Annotated in this window: 12 protein-coding genes and 6 pseudogenes; 6 read left to right on the forward strand and 12 right to left on the reverse strand. The window is 72.9% G+C overall.

Annotation, left to right across the window (positions count from 1 at the left end):
* The first annotated feature begins 33 nt into the window (after positions 1-33).
* From U6N30_RS17240 to U6N30_RS34055, 5 genes and pseudogenes are all read left to right on the forward strand, one after another.
* Entirely contained in the window at positions 34-1,770 is a 1,737-nt protein-coding gene (locus tag U6N30_RS17240) for a DUF429 domain-containing protein (protein WP_324273221.1), read from the forward strand.
* A 78-nt stretch (positions 1,771-1,848) separates the two neighbouring features.
* Complete coding sequence (locus tag U6N30_RS17245; RefSeq protein WP_324273222.1) at positions 1,849-2,820, forward strand: quinone oxidoreductase family protein; 972 nt, start codon at positions 1,849-1,851, stop codon at positions 2,818-2,820.
* A 119-nt stretch (positions 2,821-2,939) separates the two neighbouring features.
* Positions 2,940-3,641: pseudogene (locus tag U6N30_RS17250) on the forward strand (CocE/NonD family hydrolase); the annotation flags it as partial.
* A gap of 185 nt (positions 3,642-3,826) precedes the next feature.
* Positions 3,827-4,078 (forward strand): annotated as a pseudogene (locus U6N30_RS34050) (CocE/NonD family hydrolase C-terminal non-catalytic domain-containing protein); the annotation flags it as partial.
* A 137-nt stretch (positions 4,079-4,215) separates the two neighbouring features.
* Positions 4,216-4,515 (forward strand): CocE/NonD family hydrolase C-terminal non-catalytic domain-containing protein, encoded by a 300-nt coding sequence (locus U6N30_RS34055; RefSeq protein WP_422678125.1) that lies wholly within the window; start codon positions 4,216-4,218, stop codon positions 4,513-4,515.
* Between the two features lie 12 nt (positions 4,516-4,527).
* Here U6N30_RS34055 and U6N30_RS17260 read toward each other — a convergent pair whose 3' ends face one another.
* The 12 genes and pseudogenes from U6N30_RS17260 to U6N30_RS17320 form a co-directional block, all read right to left on the reverse strand.
* Positions 4,528-4,899 carry a vWA domain-containing protein gene (locus U6N30_RS17260; protein WP_324278589.1) on the reverse strand — a complete coding sequence of 124 codons (372 nt, stop codon included), beginning with the start codon at positions 4,897-4,899 and terminating at the stop codon, positions 4,528-4,530.
* 107 nt (positions 4,900-5,006) lie between these two features.
* Positions 5,007-5,264 (reverse strand): annotated as a pseudogene (locus U6N30_RS17265) (VWA domain-containing protein); the annotation flags it as partial.
* Positions 5,219-5,482: a BatA domain-containing protein gene (locus U6N30_RS17270; protein WP_324273223.1), complete on the reverse strand. Its 264-nt coding sequence runs from the start codon at positions 5,480-5,482 to the stop codon at positions 5,219-5,221. The gene U6N30_RS17270 and the pseudogene U6N30_RS17265, both read right to left, overlap by 46 nt.
* Positions 5,479-6,218, reverse strand: a pseudogene (locus U6N30_RS35505) (DUF58 domain-containing protein). Before U6N30_RS35505 ends, U6N30_RS17270 begins: the two are co-directional and overlap by 4 nt.
* 283 nt (positions 6,219-6,501) lie before the next feature.
* Positions 6,502-6,825 (reverse strand): hypothetical protein, encoded by a 324-nt coding sequence (locus U6N30_RS35510; RefSeq protein ID WP_324278348.1) that lies wholly within the window; start codon positions 6,823-6,825, stop codon positions 6,502-6,504.
* Between the two features lie 323 nt (positions 6,826-7,148).
* Positions 7,149-7,877: pseudogene (locus U6N30_RS35515) on the reverse strand (AAA family ATPase); the annotation flags it as partial.
* Positions 7,878-7,985: 108 nt separating this feature from the next.
* Complete coding sequence (locus U6N30_RS17295; RefSeq protein ID WP_324273225.1) at positions 7,986-9,296, reverse strand: C40 family peptidase; 1,311 nt, start codon at positions 9,294-9,296, stop codon at positions 7,986-7,988.
* 516 nt (positions 9,297-9,812) lie between these two features.
* Complete coding sequence (locus U6N30_RS17300) at positions 9,813-10,676, reverse strand: transposase (protein WP_324273226.1); 864 nt, start codon at positions 10,674-10,676, stop codon at positions 9,813-9,815.
* A 447-nt stretch (positions 10,677-11,123) separates the two neighbouring features.
* On the reverse strand, positions 11,124-12,239 hold the full coding sequence (locus U6N30_RS17305; RefSeq protein ID WP_324273227.1) for an AMP-binding protein: 1,116 nt from the start codon (positions 12,237-12,239) through the stop codon (positions 11,124-11,126).
* On the reverse strand, positions 12,128-12,550 hold the full coding sequence (locus U6N30_RS17310) for an AMP-binding protein (RefSeq protein ID WP_324273228.1): 423 nt from the start codon (positions 12,548-12,550) through the stop codon (positions 12,128-12,130). Before U6N30_RS17310 ends, U6N30_RS17305 begins: the two co-directional genes overlap by 112 nt.
* A gap of 207 nt (positions 12,551-12,757) precedes the next feature.
* Positions 12,758-13,516 carry an SIR2 family NAD-dependent protein deacylase gene (locus tag U6N30_RS17315; protein WP_324273229.1) on the reverse strand — a complete coding sequence of 253 codons (759 nt, stop codon included), beginning with the start codon at positions 13,514-13,516 and terminating at the stop codon, positions 12,758-12,760.
* Positions 13,513-14,577: a phosphatase PAP2 family protein gene (locus tag U6N30_RS17320; RefSeq protein ID WP_324273230.1), complete on the reverse strand. Its 1,065-nt coding sequence runs from the start codon at positions 14,575-14,577 to the stop codon at positions 13,513-13,515. Before U6N30_RS17320 ends, U6N30_RS17315 begins: the two co-directional genes overlap by 4 nt.
* 495 nt (positions 14,578-15,072) lie before the next feature.
* Here U6N30_RS17320 and U6N30_RS17325 point away from each other — a divergent pair.
* Positions 15,073-15,312, forward strand: a pseudogene (locus U6N30_RS17325) (aconitase family protein); the annotation flags it as partial.
* Positions 15,313-15,326: the final 14 nt, after the last annotated feature.

Raw genomic sequence — 15,326 nt, forward strand, 5'->3', positions numbered from 1 at the left:
CCGACGAGGTGCGGGGCGGGGCAAGCTGACCCCGTGCAGCACATCGGGATCGACCTCGCCTGGGGGCTCAAGCAGCCCACCGGCCTCGCCGTGCTGGACGACGCCGGCCGGCTGGTGCACGTCAGTGCGGTGCGCACCGACGAACAGATCGAGACCGCGCTCGCCCCGTTCACCGCCGGCCCGTGCATCGTGGCGATCGACGCCCCGCTGGTGGTCACCAACGCCACCGGGAACCGGGCCGCCGAGCGAGCGCTCAACGCCGACTTCGCGAGGTTCGAGGCCGGGGCGCACCCGACGAACACCGGCAAACCCGAGTTCACCGATGGTGACACCCGCGGCGGGCGGATCGGCCGGCGCTTAGGGCTGGACCTCGACCCCCGCTCGGGCCGCGACCGCCGGGCGATCGAGGTCTACCCGCACGCGGCGACGGTGGCGCTGTTCCGGCTGGGCCGCACGCTGAAGTACAAGAACAAGCCGGGTCGGATGCTCGAGCAGATGCGCGCGGAGCTGCTGCTGCTCATCGACCTGCTGGGCGCGGTGGTCGAGCTCGACCTCGGTGCACCGTTCGCCGCGCTGCGCCAACAGGTGCAGGCTGCCACCCGCAAGAGCGAGCTGCGGGTGGCGGAGGACCAGGTCGACGCCGTGGTCTGCGCCTACGTGGGATGGATCGCCGTCCGGCGCCCGGACGAGGTGACCACCTACGGCGACGCAGCCGGCGGCGCCATCGTGACCCCGACCCTGCCGCCGGACCTGCAGCCCGGCCCCCGGGTCGCCGCACCCCCGCCCGACCAGGTGCAGCAGGCCATCCAGGCGTACGCCGACGGCCGGCCCGAGACCCTGGTCGCCGGGGCGCAGGCGCTCGCGCTCGTCACCGGGTTGCTCGACGACGCTGGGATCAACTACCTCTCGGTGACCGGGCGGACCAAGACCATCGCCTCGTTCGCGGAGAAGGCGGCTCGCGCGATCGACGGCGTGCCTGTCTATCCAGACCCGGCGCGGGAGATCACCGACCAGATCGGCGTGCGGGTGATCACCTACGTGCAGAGCGACGTGGAGGCGGTCGCCGAGCTGCTCGCCGCGCAGGTGCGGGTGATCGACGACCGCGACATGGGGCGGCGGACCGCTCAGCAGGGCCGGTTCGGTTACTCCAGCCGGCACCTGCTGATCGGCGTGGACCCGGGTCGGGCGACCGAGCTGCCGGAGTTGGTCGGGCGCGTGGTGCAGGTGCAGGTGCGCACGGTGCTGCAGCACGCTTGGGCTGAGTTCGAGCACGACATCCGCTACAAGGGCACGGTGCCGGACGAGCACGCCTCCGAGTTCGACCGCCGGTTCACCCTGGCCGCCGGGTTGCTGGAGCTGGCCGATCAGGAGTTCACCGCGATCCGCGAGCGCCTCCGAGCACCGGTTCCCGGCGACGACGCCGACGACACCGATTCCGACGACCCTCGGATCGCGCCCCGGGAACTGGCTGCGTTCCTGGCCGGGCAGTACGCCGACGCCGGCTGGTCGCGCCCGGATCACTACACCTGGATCTCCGGCCTGCTGCTCGAACTGGGCGTGACCAGCCTGGTGGAGCTGGGCGAGGTGCTGCGCGGCGCCGACGACAGCGGCATCACCGCCCGGATGGACTACCGCTATCCCCCGGGTGCCGTGCGCCGGTTGGACGACACGCTGCTGGCCGGCTTCGGGCAGCGGTACGTGGACCTGCACGGCAACGCCGACCGGCGGACCGCGCTGACCACCCGGCTGCAGCGGCTCGCCGGCGGCTGACCCGCGGCCGAGCACCTGGCGACCGGCGGGGCTGGCCGGAACGACGTTCGGGCGTGAGCAGGTCATAGCCTCACCCCCATGCGCGCAGTCCAGATCACCGAATTCGGCGGCCCCGAGGTCATGGACATCGTCGACCTCCCCGACCCCACCCCAGGGCCCGGTCAGCAGCTCTACGAGGTCAGCTCCGCAGGAGTCAACTTCGCCGACACCCACCAGATCGAGAACTCCTACCTCGCGCAGCAGCAACTGCCGCTGGTCCCGGGAGCCGAGTTCGTCGGGACTCCGGTCGGTGGCGGCCAGCGGGTGATCGGGCTCCTGGACGGCGGTGGCTACGCCGAGAAGGTGGTCGCGCACGACTTCCTCACCTGGGCCGTGCCCGAGGGCGTCAGCGACGAGCAGGCGCTCGCCGTCGTCCTCCAAGGCGCCACCGCCTGGCACCTCCTGCGCACGAGCACGCACCTGGCCGAAGGCGAGTCCGTCGTCGTCATCGCCGGTGCGGGTGGCGTCGGCAGCCTCGCCGTCCAGCTGGCCAAGGAGTGGGGCGCCGGCCGGGTCATCGCCACCGCCTCGAGTGCGGAGAAGCGCGCTCTGTGCGAGGACCTCGGCGCCGACGCGACGGTCGACCCGGCCCTGGCCGAGGAGGATCCGAAGAACTTCACCGCGGCGCTCCGTGAGGCCAACGGCGGCAGACGAGTCGACATCGTCCTGGAGATGACCGGCGGCAAGGTCTTCGACGGCGCGATGTCGGCGCTGGCCCCGTTCGGCCGGCTGGCCGCCTACGGCATGGCGGGCCGGGTGCCGCCGAAGCCGGTGCAGGCCCCGTCGCTGATGGGCACCAGCCGCGCCGTCATCGGTTTCTGGCTGGCCCACTGCATGGCCCGCCCCGCGATGATGGACGCCGCGATGCACGACCTGCTGCCGATGGTGGCCGACGGCAGGCTCAAGCCCGTCGTCGGCGGCCGCTACCCGCTGTCCGACGTTCGCACGGCGCACGAGGACCTGCTCGCCCGGCGCTCCACCGGCAAGCTCGTCCTCGACCCCGCCGGCTGATCGGTAGGAGAGTTGTGAAGTCCGACGACGACGTCGACCTGCTGTTCCGGGCTCCGCGCAGCACGCCCGAGTCGAGGGCGGGCCGCCCGCCGAACCCGCGCACGGAGCGTCGGCCCGGGATGGTGATCGAGCGGGACGTCGCCGTCCCGGTCGGTGCCTCCGGCGAGCGGATCCACGTCGACGTCTACCGGCCGGACACCGACGTCCCCGCGGCACCGCTGATCAGCTGGTCGCCGTACGGCAAGCACAACCCGGCGCCCATCGGCGTGATCTACCCCGCCGCCGGTGTGCTGCCCGAGCACACCGGCGAGCTGACGACGTTCGAGGCCCCCGACCCCGACTACTGGGTGCCGCACGGTTACGCGATCGTCATCGCCGACATCCCGGGCACCTGGTACTGCGAGGGCCGGGCGACCTACTGCTCCCCGCAGGAGGCGCAGGCGTTCGCCGACCTGATCGAGTGGGCCGGGACGCAGCCGTGGAGCGCCGGCAAGGTCGGGCTGTCGGGCGTCTCGTACCTGACGGTGTCGCAGTGGCGGGTCGCCGAGCTCGACCCGCCGCATCTCGCGGCGATCAACCCCTGGGAGGGGTGGAGCGACACCTACCGGGAGGTCGCCCGTCACGGCGGCATCCCGGAGACCTCGTTCTGGCCCTACATCTGGGAGCGCTGGGGCGCGAGCGTGACCGAGATCGAGGACCTCGAGGCGGAGACGGCGGCGCATCCCTTCGACGACGCGTTCTGGCAGTCGAAGAGCGCCAGGCTGGAGGAGATCCGGGTGCCGGCGTTCGTCGTGGCCAGCTGGTCGGACCAGGGCCTGCACACCCGCGGCACCCTCGAGGGTTCCGGCGCATCTCCTCACCCCAGAAGTGGCTCGACGTCCACGGGCGGAAGAAGTGGGCCTACTACTACGAGCCCGAGCAGGTCGAGCGGCAGCGGGCGTTCTTCGACCACTTCCTCCTCGGCAAGGACACCGGCATCGAGGACTGGCCCCGCGTGCGCGTGGAGGTGCGCAACGCCTACTACGACGGCGAGCACCGCATCGCCACGGACTGGCCGCTGGAGGACGTCGAGTACCGCGAGCTCCACCTGCGGGCCGGCGACGGCTCCCTCGGCTGGTCACCCGTCGACGACGAGGAGAGCGTGGCCTACGACGGGCTGGGCAGCGGGCTGGACCCGCACCGGGCCACCTTCGAGATCGCGTTCGACGAGCCGGTGGAGCTGGTCGGCCACATCACGGCCGCGCTGCACGTGTCCACGTCCGACGGGGAGGACATGGACGTCTTCGTTGCCCTGTTCAAGCTCGACGCCGAGGGTCGGCACGTCGGATTCCCTACTACGCGCAGTTCGAGGACGGCCCCGTCGCCGTCGGCTGGCAGCGCGCCTCGCACCGGGAACTGGACGAGGAGCGGTCCACCGAGTACCTCCCGGTCCTCGCGCACCAGCGCGAGCTGCCCGTCCGCCCCGACGAGGTCGTCCGTCTCGACATCGAGGTCCTGCCATCGGGCACCCGGTTCGAGGCGGGTGAGCGGCTGCTGCTCGTCGTCCAGGGCAGCGACGTCATGCGCTACCCGAAGCCCCTCACCTACGCCCGCCACGAGGACACGGTGAACCGGGGGACGCACCGGGTGCACACCGGCGGCCGGTACGGGTCCCACCTCCTGGTGCCCGTCCTCCCGCCGGGCACCCCGGGCTGAGCAGGCGACCAGCTAGACCAGGCGGTTGGTCCAGAGCAGGCTGAGGACGACGCCGATCAGGGCCAGGACGACGCCGGCGCGCACGAACCAGTAGCTCACGTCCTGCGGCTCGGTCGTGTAGCCGATCTGGCTGCCCAGGTCCTCGTAGACCTGCTCCAGCTCGGCCGCGCTGGCCGCTTCGCTGTAGCTGCCACCGGTCGCGTCGGCGATCTCCTCGAGGGTGGCCCGGTCGACCGGCACGGGCACGGTCTCGCCGTCCAGGTCGAGGGTGCCGTAGTCGGTGCCGAAGGCGATCGTCGAGACCGGGACACCGGCCTCGCGGGCGGCGTCGATCGCCTGCGTGTCCTCCCGGCCGACGGTGTTGTAGCCGTCTGACAGGAGCACGATGCGGGCCGGTGCCGCCGCCTCCTCCCCGCGTCCAGCGAGGACTGGAAGTTCTCGATCGCGCTCAGCGAGGTGAACACTGCCTCGCCGATCGCCGTGGCCTCGGCGAGGTCGAGGTTGTCGATCGCAGCGGCCACCTGCATGCGGTCGGTCGTCGGCGGGACGACGGTGGTCGCGGTGCCGGCGAAGGAGACCAGCCCGAGGTTGATCCGCTCGGGTAGGACGTCGACGAACTCCTTGGCCGCGGTCTGCATCGCCCGGAAGCGGTCGGGCTCGACGTCTCTGGCCTGCATCGACAACGACACGTCGACGGCCATGATCACCGTCGCCCGCTCCCGCGGCACCCGCACCTCCGTGCTGGGCATCGCGAGGAGACGACCAGCGTGGCCAGCCCCACCGCGACGATGCCGAAGGCGACGTGCCGCTTCCAGCCCGGTCGCTTGGGCACCAGCGAGCCCAGCAGGGCGACGTTGGTGAAGCGGGCGGCGTAGGCCTTGCGGCGCAACTGCAGGACGACGTACACCGCCACCAGCGCCACGACGAGCAGGAGCGCCAGCAACCACAGGGGTGCCTGGAAGGTCATCGGGACGCTCCTCCGCTGCCGGCCCGGCGTCGGTCGGCGACGAATCGGACGACGTCCATCAACCAGTCCCGGTCGGTGCGCAGCCGCAGGTGGCCGGCCCCGGCCCGACGCAGCGCCGCGGCGACCTCCTCCCGCTGGGCCGCAGCCCCGGCGGCGAACCGGGCCCTGAACTCCGCGTCTCCGGTGGGCACCTCGAGCGTCTGGCCGGTCTCCGGGTCGACGACGGTCAGCAGCCCCACGTCGGGGAGCTCGAGCTCGCGCGGGTCCACGACCTCGATGGCGAGCAGCTCGTGCCGGGCCGAGAGCCCGCGCAGGGGCCGCTCCCAGTCGCTGTCCCCCAGGAAGTCCGAGATCACCACGACCAGCCCACGGCGGCGCTCCGGACGGCGCAGCGTCTCCAGGGCGGCGGCGAGGTCACCCCGGCGCCCGCTCGTGGCGCGCGGGGTGGCCACCACCGACCGCAGCAGCCGCTCGGCGGCCAGCCGGCCCGGCATGGCGGGGTAGCGGTCCACCCGCTCCCCGTGGTGACGACGGCGCCCAGCCGGTTGCCCCCGTGCACGGTCAGATGACCGACGGCCGCGAGCCCGGCGATGGCGAGGTCGCGCTTCTGGCAGTTGGCGGTGCCGAAGTCGAGGCTCGCCGACAGGTCGACGACGGCCCAGGTCTCCAGCTCCCGGTCGGCGATGGTCATCCGGACGTGCGGCACCTGGGTGCGGGCGGTGACCGGCCAGTCCATCCGCCGGACGTCGTCCCCCGGGTGGTAGGTGCGCGAGTCGCCGGCCTCCGAGCCCGAGCCGGGGACGAGGCCGAGGTGGTCGCCCTGCAGCAGCCCGTCGAGCCGTCGGCGCACGGTGAGCTCGAGCCGGCGCAACAGCACGTCGGCCGGACCGTCGGTGAAGCGCGGGGGCGCGCCGTCGCCCTCCCCGCGTCGATCCCGGAACCCGGGGTGGCCGGGTGCAGGAGCAGGCCGGGGTGGTCGACGGCCGGCTGCGCCGCCTGCGCGGCGCGACGACGCCGGATCACGCGGGGTGCGGCCCGTGCGCGTAGCCGTTGGCCGACGGCCCGCCCTGGCCGTCGGGCCCGTTCTGCGGGAGCCCGCCCTGCCCCGGATGCATCTGGGACGGGCCGAACTGCGGCGCCTGCGGCACGTGCGGTCCGCCGGGCGTGCCCGGCCCGAAGCCGGTGGCGTTCTGCCGCGGGGCGACCTGCGGCAGCGGGACCGTCTGCACGATCCGCTTGACGATGTGGTCGGCCGGGACGCCGTCGGCCAGGGCGTCGTAGGAGAGCACCAGACGGTGCCGCAGCACGTCCGCGGTGATGTCGAGGACGTCCTGGGGCAGCACGTAGTCCCGCCCCTGACCAGGGCCAGCGCCCGGCTGGCGGCGATGAGGCCCAGCGAGGCACGGGGGCTCGCTCCGTAGGACACCCAGTTGGCGACGTCCTCCATGCCGTGCTCCCGCGGCGAGCGCGTGGCCACCACGAGGCGGACGACGTAGTCGACGAGGGCGTGGTGGACGAAGACCTGCGAGGCGGTCCTCTGCAGCCGGCGCAGCTCGTCGGGGCCCAGCACCGTCTCGGCCACCGGCGGCTCGGAGCCCATCCGGTAGACGATCTCCCGCTCCTCCTCCGGGCTCGGGTAGTCCACCAGCACCTTCATGAGGAACCGGTCGCGCTGGGCCTCGGGCAGCGGGTAGACGCCCTCGGACTCGATCGGGTTCTGGGTGGCCAGCACCAGGAAGGGATCGGGCAACGGGTGGGTGACGCCGCCGATCGACACCTGCCGCTCGGCCATGACCTCCAGCAGCGCCGACTGCACCTTGGCCGGCGCGCGGTTGATCTCGTCGGTGAGCACGAAGTTCGCGAAGACCGGCCCGAGCTCGGTCTCGAACGCGTCCTGGCCGGCCTTGTAGATGCGGGTGCCGATGATGTCGGCCGGCACCAGGTCGGGGGTGAACTGGAGCCGGGCGAACTTCCCGCCGACGGCGGTGGCCAGCGTCTCGACGGCGAGGGTCTTCGCCACGCCCGGCACGCCCTCGAGCAGCACGTGGCCCCGGGCCAGCAGCGCGACGAGCATGCGCTCGACGAGGCGGTCCTGGCCGACGATGACCCGCTTGATCTCGAACAGGACCCGCTCCAGCCGGGCCGCGTCGGCCGACGGCGGGACCGGCGCGTCGCCGCGGGTCTGCGGATCCGGCGTGGTGTCGATCGGCGTGCTGGCAGCGCTACTCACGGTGCTCCCTGGTCGTGCCGGCCGGCGGCCGCCCTCCGGGGCGGTGCGTCGACGGGGCGGCAGGACCGCTCCCCGTGCCAGTGTCCTACATCGATCCGATCGACGGCCGGGGATGGCGGAGCGCCCTCCTGTGAGTCGGCTGGGAGTCGCCGACGGCGCGTCCACAAGCCTGCCCTCGGAGCCCCGTGACTGCTAGCCTGGGCAGCGCGTCGGGCAGCTCCCCCGTGGCTGCCCGACGCCCTGAATTCTCTGCGCCCCTGTGGAGCGATCCGCTCAGGCCGTGGGGCGGACGGCGCCGAAGTAGGTGGAGCTCGCGGTCCGCGCGCTGGCGATCGTCACGTGCTTCCCGCGGTCGGGAGCCTCGATCATCTGCCCGTTGCCGAGGTAGAGGGCCACGTGCGTGATCGACATGTAGTCGTTGCGGTCGCCGCCCCAGAAGAGCAGGTCGCCGGGCTTCAGGTCGCCGGTGGCCACCTGCTTGCGCCGGTTGAGCCACCACTGGTCCCGGCTGGTCCCGCCGATGGCGATGCCGGCCTGGGCGTAGGCGTACTGGGTGAGCCCGGAGCAGTCGAAGCCGAACACCTGGGTGTCGGGCGAGATGCCGTAGCTGGGTCCGTTGCTCCCGCCACCGCCCCAGGAGTACGCGACGCCCAGCTGCGTCCTGGCGGCCGCGATCGCGGTCTGCACCGCCGACGCCGACGGGGCGCCGGCCGTGCCACCGCCGGACGACGGAGCCTGCGGGGCCGGGCGCGGCGGGCTGGCCACGGGCGGGGCGGGCGTCGGCGTGCGCTGCGTCGCGGACGCGGCCTGCCGTGCGGCCTGCTGCTGGGCTGCCGTCCGGGCACCCTCCAGGGCGTACAGCGTCTGCTCGGCCTGCTGGAGCTCGGCCCGCAGCCCGTCCTCCTCGGCATCGATCGCATCCGCCTGGGCGCGCGCCGACACCTCCTGGGTCTGGGCGTGGGCGAGCAGGTCGGCGGCCTGCGCCTGGATGGCGGTGGCCGCCTCGACGGTCTCCTTCGCGACCGCGTCGGCGGCGTCGGCCTGCACCTGCAGGACGGTGAGCTCGGTGAGGACGTCGGTCCGGTGCACGCCGGCGGCGTCGAGCAGGGCCGCGCGCTCCACGAACTCGGCGGGGCCACCGGCACTGAGCAGGGCGGCCATGCCCGGGGCGGTGGTCCCCTGCATGTAGCTGGTGCGCGCGAAGGCGACGACGTCGTTGCGCCCCTCCACGAGGTCGGCGGCCGCCGCGGCCGCCACGGCGGACGCGGCATCGGCAGTGGCGCGGGCGGTCTCGTACGCCGCCTGCTTGTCCTCGTAGTCCTGCAGCGCGATCAGCGCGGCCTGGTGCGACGCGTCGGCGGCCGCCCGAGCCTGGGTGAGCTGATCGGTGATGGCGCCGACCCGGGCGGCGGCGTCGGCCTTCGCCTGCTGCGCCTGGGTGAGCTGGGCGTCGCTGGGGTTGCGCGGCGCAGCCACCGCGATCCCCGGGGCCGCGACGAGGCCGATGACCGCGACGGCCCCGACCCCGATCATGCGGTGCACCCAGCGGGCACCCCGTCGGTGCGTTCCGTCCTGCGTGCTCACGAACCCGACTCCTCCGTTGCCCGGAACCACCCGGACGGGGGCACCGGTCTCGACCGACGTCGTGCACCACGGGGGTGCACTGCGTCCAGATCGACCGGATCGGGTGAACGGAACAGCGCGGAGGAGGTCGGCTCCCCTTCCGGGTGAGGCCCCGAGGCAGCCGTCAGCCTTGGTCCTCACTCCGACCGTGGGAGAAATCGGTACGAGAGCGCCCTCAGCAGGGGTAGGCCGAGTCGCCGGTGGGCGGTCGAGCCCCGGCAGTCGCAGACGTCCGTCGGGCCGCCGGCCGCCGCTGACGAGCGGGTCGAGCCGCGCGCCGGAGCCTTGAGCCGCGCCATGACGCGGCCGGACAGTCGATCGTGGGGCTCTACGTGGACAGCGGGGCTCCGCTGCACCCTCGGAACCGGACTCCTGCGGCCAGCACCAGCATGCAAGGGCGATCGGCCAACAGGATCCTGCAGGGCCCCACCGCGGGGCTGCGAAGGTGGCGGCAGCGGGGGACGCTCCTATGACGTGTCAAGGCGTCGTGGGGACTGTTTCGAGGCGGCGGTAGAGCTCGCGGGCGATGTAGCGCTTGAGGATGCGTTTGATCTCTCGGTCGGTCTTGCCCTGGGCGCGGCGGCGGTCGGCGTAGGCGCGGGTGCGTGCGTCGCGTTGTAGCCGGACGAGGGCCACGGTGTGCAGGGCGCGGTTGAGCTGTCGGTCGCCTGCTCGGTTGAGTCGGTAGCGGACGGTCTTGCCCGAGGACGCCGGGATCGGTGCGGTGCCGGCGAGCATGGCGAAGGCGCCATCGTCGCGGCAGCGGCCGGGGTGGGACCAGGCGGTGAGCGCGGTGGCGGCGACGATCGGGCCGACTCCGGTCAGCTCGAGCAGATCGGGCCGCCAGGACCGCACGATGGCGCGGATCTGGGTCTCGTGCCCGCGGGCTTCTTTCTCCATGAACCGGATCCGGCGGGCCAGATCGCGCAGCACCGTCAACGCCGTGATCACCTCCAGCTCCCCGGTGGCCGCCGTCGGTCGCAGCCGGGCAGCGGTGGTGATCATGGTGCGGGTGGACTGTCCGCGGAACTTGCCCCGGACCACCTCGGGGGCGGTGGTGACCAGCGCGTGCAGCTGCCGCTGGGCGGCTGTGGCGGCCTCGATCGCGGCCCGGCGGGCGGTCAGTCGCATCTGCAGCGCCGCGCGCTGGCCACCGGTCTTGGGCTGGGCCAGGTGGGTGCGGGCCAGCGCATCCCGGGCGGCGCGTTCGGCGTCGATCGGATCAGACTTCGCTCCGGCCTTGCGCGCCGGGCGCTTGGGGCGGTCCAGTTCGATGACCAGTTCACCGAGCTCGGCCAGGTGCCGGGCCAGGCCGGCGCCGTAGCCGCCAGAGCCTTCCATCGCCCAGGCCCGCAGCCCGGGTGCTCCTGCGCCACCGCGCTGAGCCGGGCATAACCGTCCGGGTCAGCCGGCACGGTGATCCGGGCCAGCACCCCGCCGGTGCCGGTGTCGATCACGGCAGCGGTGTGGGTGTCTTTGTGCGTGTCGACGCCGATGACGACCTCGACCAGTTCTGCCAGCATGGACATGCGTTCTTCTCCTTGACCGGGGGACGCGGCAGGTCCCGGTCCGGTGCGGAGATGGCAGGACTGTGATGAGACACGCCAGCAGCTACTGGCGGTCAAGCTCCTGATCAGGCCAACGTCTCCCGCCGGGCCGGTGCCGACAGCAGCAGGCGGACAGGTCCCATGCAAGGCACGAAGCCAGTCCTCCCTGGAGTCACACCCACTGCTGTCGGCCGTCAGCCCATCACCGATGTACCGACCCGGCCACACTCACAGTCCTTCCTCAGTTCACCTTGCGCTCGGAGTCCTCCCAGAACGACTCGCGCAGCTTGAACTTCTGGATCTTCCCGGTGGCGGTGCGGGCCAGCTCGTCGCGGAACTCGACCCGCTTCGGGATCTTGTACCCGGCGATCCTGCCCCGGCAGTGGGTGACGATGTCGTCCGCCGTGACCGTCTCGCCCTCGGCGACGACGACGAGTGCGGTCACCATCTCGCCCCACTTGTCGTCGGGGACGCCGATGACGGCCACCTCGGCGACGGCGGGGTGGCTGAAGACGGCGTCCTCCACCTCGATCGAGGAGACGTTCTCCCCGCCGGTGATGATCACGTCCTTCTTGCGGTCGGAGATGGTCACGTAGCCGCCGTCGTCGATCGAGCCGCCGTCCCCCGTGTGGAACCAGCCGCCCTCCAGCGCCTCCGCCGAGGCGTCGGGGTTCTCCCAGTACCCGGCGAGCACGACGTTGGACTGCGCCAGCACCTCGCCGCTCTCGCTGGTCTCCAGGCGGACGCCGAGGGCCGGGACGCCGGCCCTCGACAGCTTCTTCGCGCGCTCCTCCGGCTCCAGCTCGTCGTACTCCGCGCGCGGCCGGTTGATGGTGAGCAGCGGCGCGGTCTCGGTGAGGCCGTAGATCTGGTTGAACTCCCACCCGAGCTCCGCCTCGACACGGGCGATCGTCTTCGACGGCGGCGGAGCGCCGGCCACGATGATCCGCACCCGGTCCCGCCCGGGGATCTCGCCGTCCCAGTCGGCGGCCGCCTCGAGGACCGCGTTCCAGACGGCGGGCGCCCCGGCCATGACCGTGACGCCGTGCTGGTCGACCCGGCGCAGGATCTCGGCGCCGTCCACCTTGCGCAGCACCACCTGCCGGGCCCCCAGCCCGGCCATCGTGTACGGCAGGCCCCAGCCGTTGCAGTGGAACATCGGTAGCGTGTGCAGGTAGACGTCGCGGTCGCTGACCTGCATGTGCATGCCGAAGGTGACCGCGTTGACCCACAGGTTGCGGTGGGTCATCTGCACGCCCTTCGGCCGCGCCGTCGTCCCGCTGGTGTAGTTGATCGTGGCGGTGGCGTCCTCGTCGGGCTCGGCCCAGGCGCGGGGCTCGGCGTCGAAGCGCAGCAACTGCTGCTCGTACTCCTCCCCGTGCCGAACCGGTGCTCGGCCTCGATCCCCTTCAGCGAGGACTCCAGCTCCGGGTCGACCAGCAGCACGCGGGCGCCGGAGTGGCCGACGATGTAGCGGACCTCCTCGGGCGAGAGCCGGAAGTTGATCGGCACCGCCACCCGGCCCGACGACGGCACCGACAGGAGGAGTTCCAGCAGGCGCCCGGCGTTGTGGCTGACGATGGCCACCCGCTCGCCCTCGCCGATGCCCAGCTCGTCGAGACCGGCCTGCAGCGCCCGGCCGCGGCGGGCGACCTCGCGGTAGCTCACCTCCCCCAGCGAGGGGCCGGCTGGCTCGGCTCGTCGACGATGCCGACGCGGTCGCCGTAGACGAGCTCGGCCCGGTCGAGGAAGTCGCGGGTGGTCAAGGGCACGCGCATGCCGGCTCCCGGGGAAGGGCCGGTCGAGCCGGCCACTCGTCGTGGTCCCCGTCACGCTAACGGCCGCGACCGGTCACGACGAGCGGTGCGCGTCCGCTCAGCCGGCGACGCCGAGCAACCGCGGCAGGGCACCGCCGATCGGCTCCCGGACGACGAGGTCGGCCGTCCGGTCGTAGGGCGTGGGCTCGGCGTTGACGACGACGACCCGGGCACCCGAGCCCGCCGCGATGTCGGTCAGCCCCGCGGCCGGGTGCACGGTCAGCGACGTGCCGACGGCCATGAACACGTCGCAGTCCGCGGCCGCCGCGGCCGCCGCGGCGATCACGTCGGCGTCCAGCAGCTGGCCGAAGCTGATCGTGGCCGACTTGAGGATGCCGCCGCAGCCCAGGCAGCCGGGGTCCGGGTCGCCGGCGTCGATGCGCGCCATGGCGCTGTCCATCGTCGTCCGGTCGCCGCAGGACAGGCACGCCACCTCGTGGATGGTCCCGTGCAGCTCGAGGACGACGTCCGGCGAGGAACCCGCCTGCTGGTGCAGCCCGTCGATGTTCTGGGTGAGCAGGGCGCGCAGCCGCCCCTGGCGCTCCAGGTCGGCCAGCGCCCGGTGGCCCGCGTTCGGGGCGATGTCCCCGCGCAGGTCGCGGCGCATCAGCCAGGCGCGCCGGCGGATCTCGGGATCGCTCACGTAGTACGAGAGCGTCACGAGCTTCTCGGCGTCGGGGTCCTTGGTCCACACGCCGTTGGGCCCCCGGTAGTCGGGGATGCCGCTCTCGGTGGAGATCCCGGCGCCGGTGAGGACGACGATCCGCCGTGCACCGCTCAGCCAGTCGGGCAGCGGCTCGGGAACGGCTCCGCTCATCCGTACACGGTAGGGGTCACCCGCCCCCGGTCAGGGCGCCGACCCGCTCGTCGGCAACCGTTCCCGGACAGGGATCGGTCCGCCGTCGCCAGGCCCGCCACTGCGCCGCCGCGGCGACGACCGCGCCCGCGTACGCCGCGCCCAGCAGGGTGTCGACCACGTAGTGCTCCCGGACCACACCAGCACGAGCGCCATCCCCGGCCCGTAGCCCAGCAGCACGAGGCGCTGCCAGTGCCGGCGCGCGACCGGCAGCAGCACCAGGCAGACGAGGACGGCGAAGGCGGTGTGCAGGAGGGCACGGCCGCCACCTGGTTGACCTGGCCCTGGCTGTCGGCGAGGAGGGCGCCGGCGCGCGGCAGGCCGAGCACCTCCCAGCCGGCGCCACTGAGCCGGCGGACCGGCTCGATGACGCCGTCCTTCGCCGCCAGCCACGGCGGCGCGGCCGGATACAGGACGTAGGTGAGCAGACCGGCGGCCGACAGCCCGACGACCAGGCCGGCGAACGTCTTCCACCGGTCGCGGTCGCGGATCCACAGCACCCCGAGCACGACCGGCGTCACGACGAAGTGGCTGGCGTAGACCAGCGAGGCGACGGCCTTCCACCAGTCGGCCTGCCAGTGCTGCTGGAGCACGACCGTCGGCAGACTGCCGCCGGACAGCCACCGGTCGGCCGTGGCGAGCTCGGCGACGTGCACCGTCGCGCCGAAGCCGTCGGCGAGCCCCCGGCTCGCGTCGTAGGCCAGCAGCAGGGCCACCAGGGGCAGCCAGTCGACGAGGAGCCGGCCGACGCGGCGGGGACCGTCGACGACGGCGTACAGCGTCAGGCCGGCCACGACCCAGCCGAGCAGGACGACGCGGTCGGTCGGCAGCCCCACGAGCAGGCAGGTGAGCGCGAAGGACAGCCCGAGGGCGGCGCCGAGGAGCCAGCGCACCAGACGGCGCCGGCGGACGTGGCGCCCCGTCCCGGCGGCCGGCGCACGGCCGCCCGACGACTCCGCCGGAAGAGGCGTGCGCGGGCTGGGGATCGCCGCGGTGAGCGCCGCTGACTCGACCACGGTCATGGCGAGCGACGCTAGGCATCCGCAGGCCCGTCGACCAGCAACGCGCCCCGAGTTCCCCGCACGAGCGGCCCGTGGGACACCGGGGACGCGTGGGAGTGCCCGACCACGGAGCGTGACGGAGGTCACCGGGTGAGGGAAGGTTCCCCTGACCCGGTGCTCCTGGCGCTGAGCTGGGATGATCGGGGGTGGAACCGAGCGCGACGATCCAGCCGCGACGAACCAGCGAGGGGTAGGCGCAGAAGAGTGGCAGCCAGCAAGGACAGCTTCGGAGCCCGGTCGACGCTCACGGTCGACGGCACCGACTACGACATCTACCGACTCGACGCGGTGGAGGGCTCCGAGAAGCTGCCCTTCAGCCTGAAGGTCCTCCTCGAGAACCTGCTCCGCACCGAGGACGGCACGGACATCACCGCCGACCACATCCGGGCCATCGCCAACTGGGACCCGTCGGCCGAGCCCGACCAGGAGATCCAGTTCACCCCGGCCCGCGTGGTCATGCAGGACTTCACCGGCGTCCCCTGCATCGTCGATCTGGCCACCATGCGCGAGGCCATGGCCGAGCTCGGTGGCGACCCGCAGAAGATCAACCCGCTCGCCCCCGCCGAGCTGGTCATCGACCACTCGGTCATCGCCGACATCTTCGGCACCGAGGACTCGTTCCAGCGCAACGTCGAGATCGAGTACGAGCGCAACGGCGAGCGCTACCAGTTCCTGCGCTGGGGCCAGGGCGCGTTCAGCGACTTCAAGGT

It is taken from the genome of Blastococcus brunescens (assembly GCF_035320885.1).
GTDB classification, from domain to species: Bacteria; Actinomycetota; Actinomycetes; order Mycobacteriales; family Geodermatophilaceae; genus Blastococcus_B; species Blastococcus_B brunescens.

What these genes read in the sequence shown, in the direction of transcription:
- U6N30_RS17315 (WP_324273229.1), bottom strand. Translation starts at nt 13,516, where the DNA reads ATGAGCGGAGCCGTTCCCGAGCCGCTGCCCGACTGGCTGAGCGGTGCA.
- U6N30_RS17300 (WP_324273226.1), bottom strand. Translation starts at nt 10,676, where the DNA reads ATGGAAGGCTCTGGCGGCTACGGCGCCGGCCTGGCCCGGCACCTGGCC.
- U6N30_RS17320 (WP_324273230.1), bottom strand. Translation starts at nt 14,577, where the DNA reads ATGACCGTGGTCGAGTCAGCGGCGCTCACCGCGGCGATCCCCAGCCCG.
- U6N30_RS17245 (WP_324273222.1), top strand. Translation starts at nt 1,849, where the DNA reads ATGCGCGCAGTCCAGATCACCGAATTCGGCGGCCCCGAGGTCATGGAC.
- U6N30_RS17270 (WP_324273223.1), bottom strand. Translation starts at nt 5,482, where the DNA reads ATGACCTTCCAGGCACCCCTGTGGTTGCTGGCGCTCCTGCTCGTCGTG.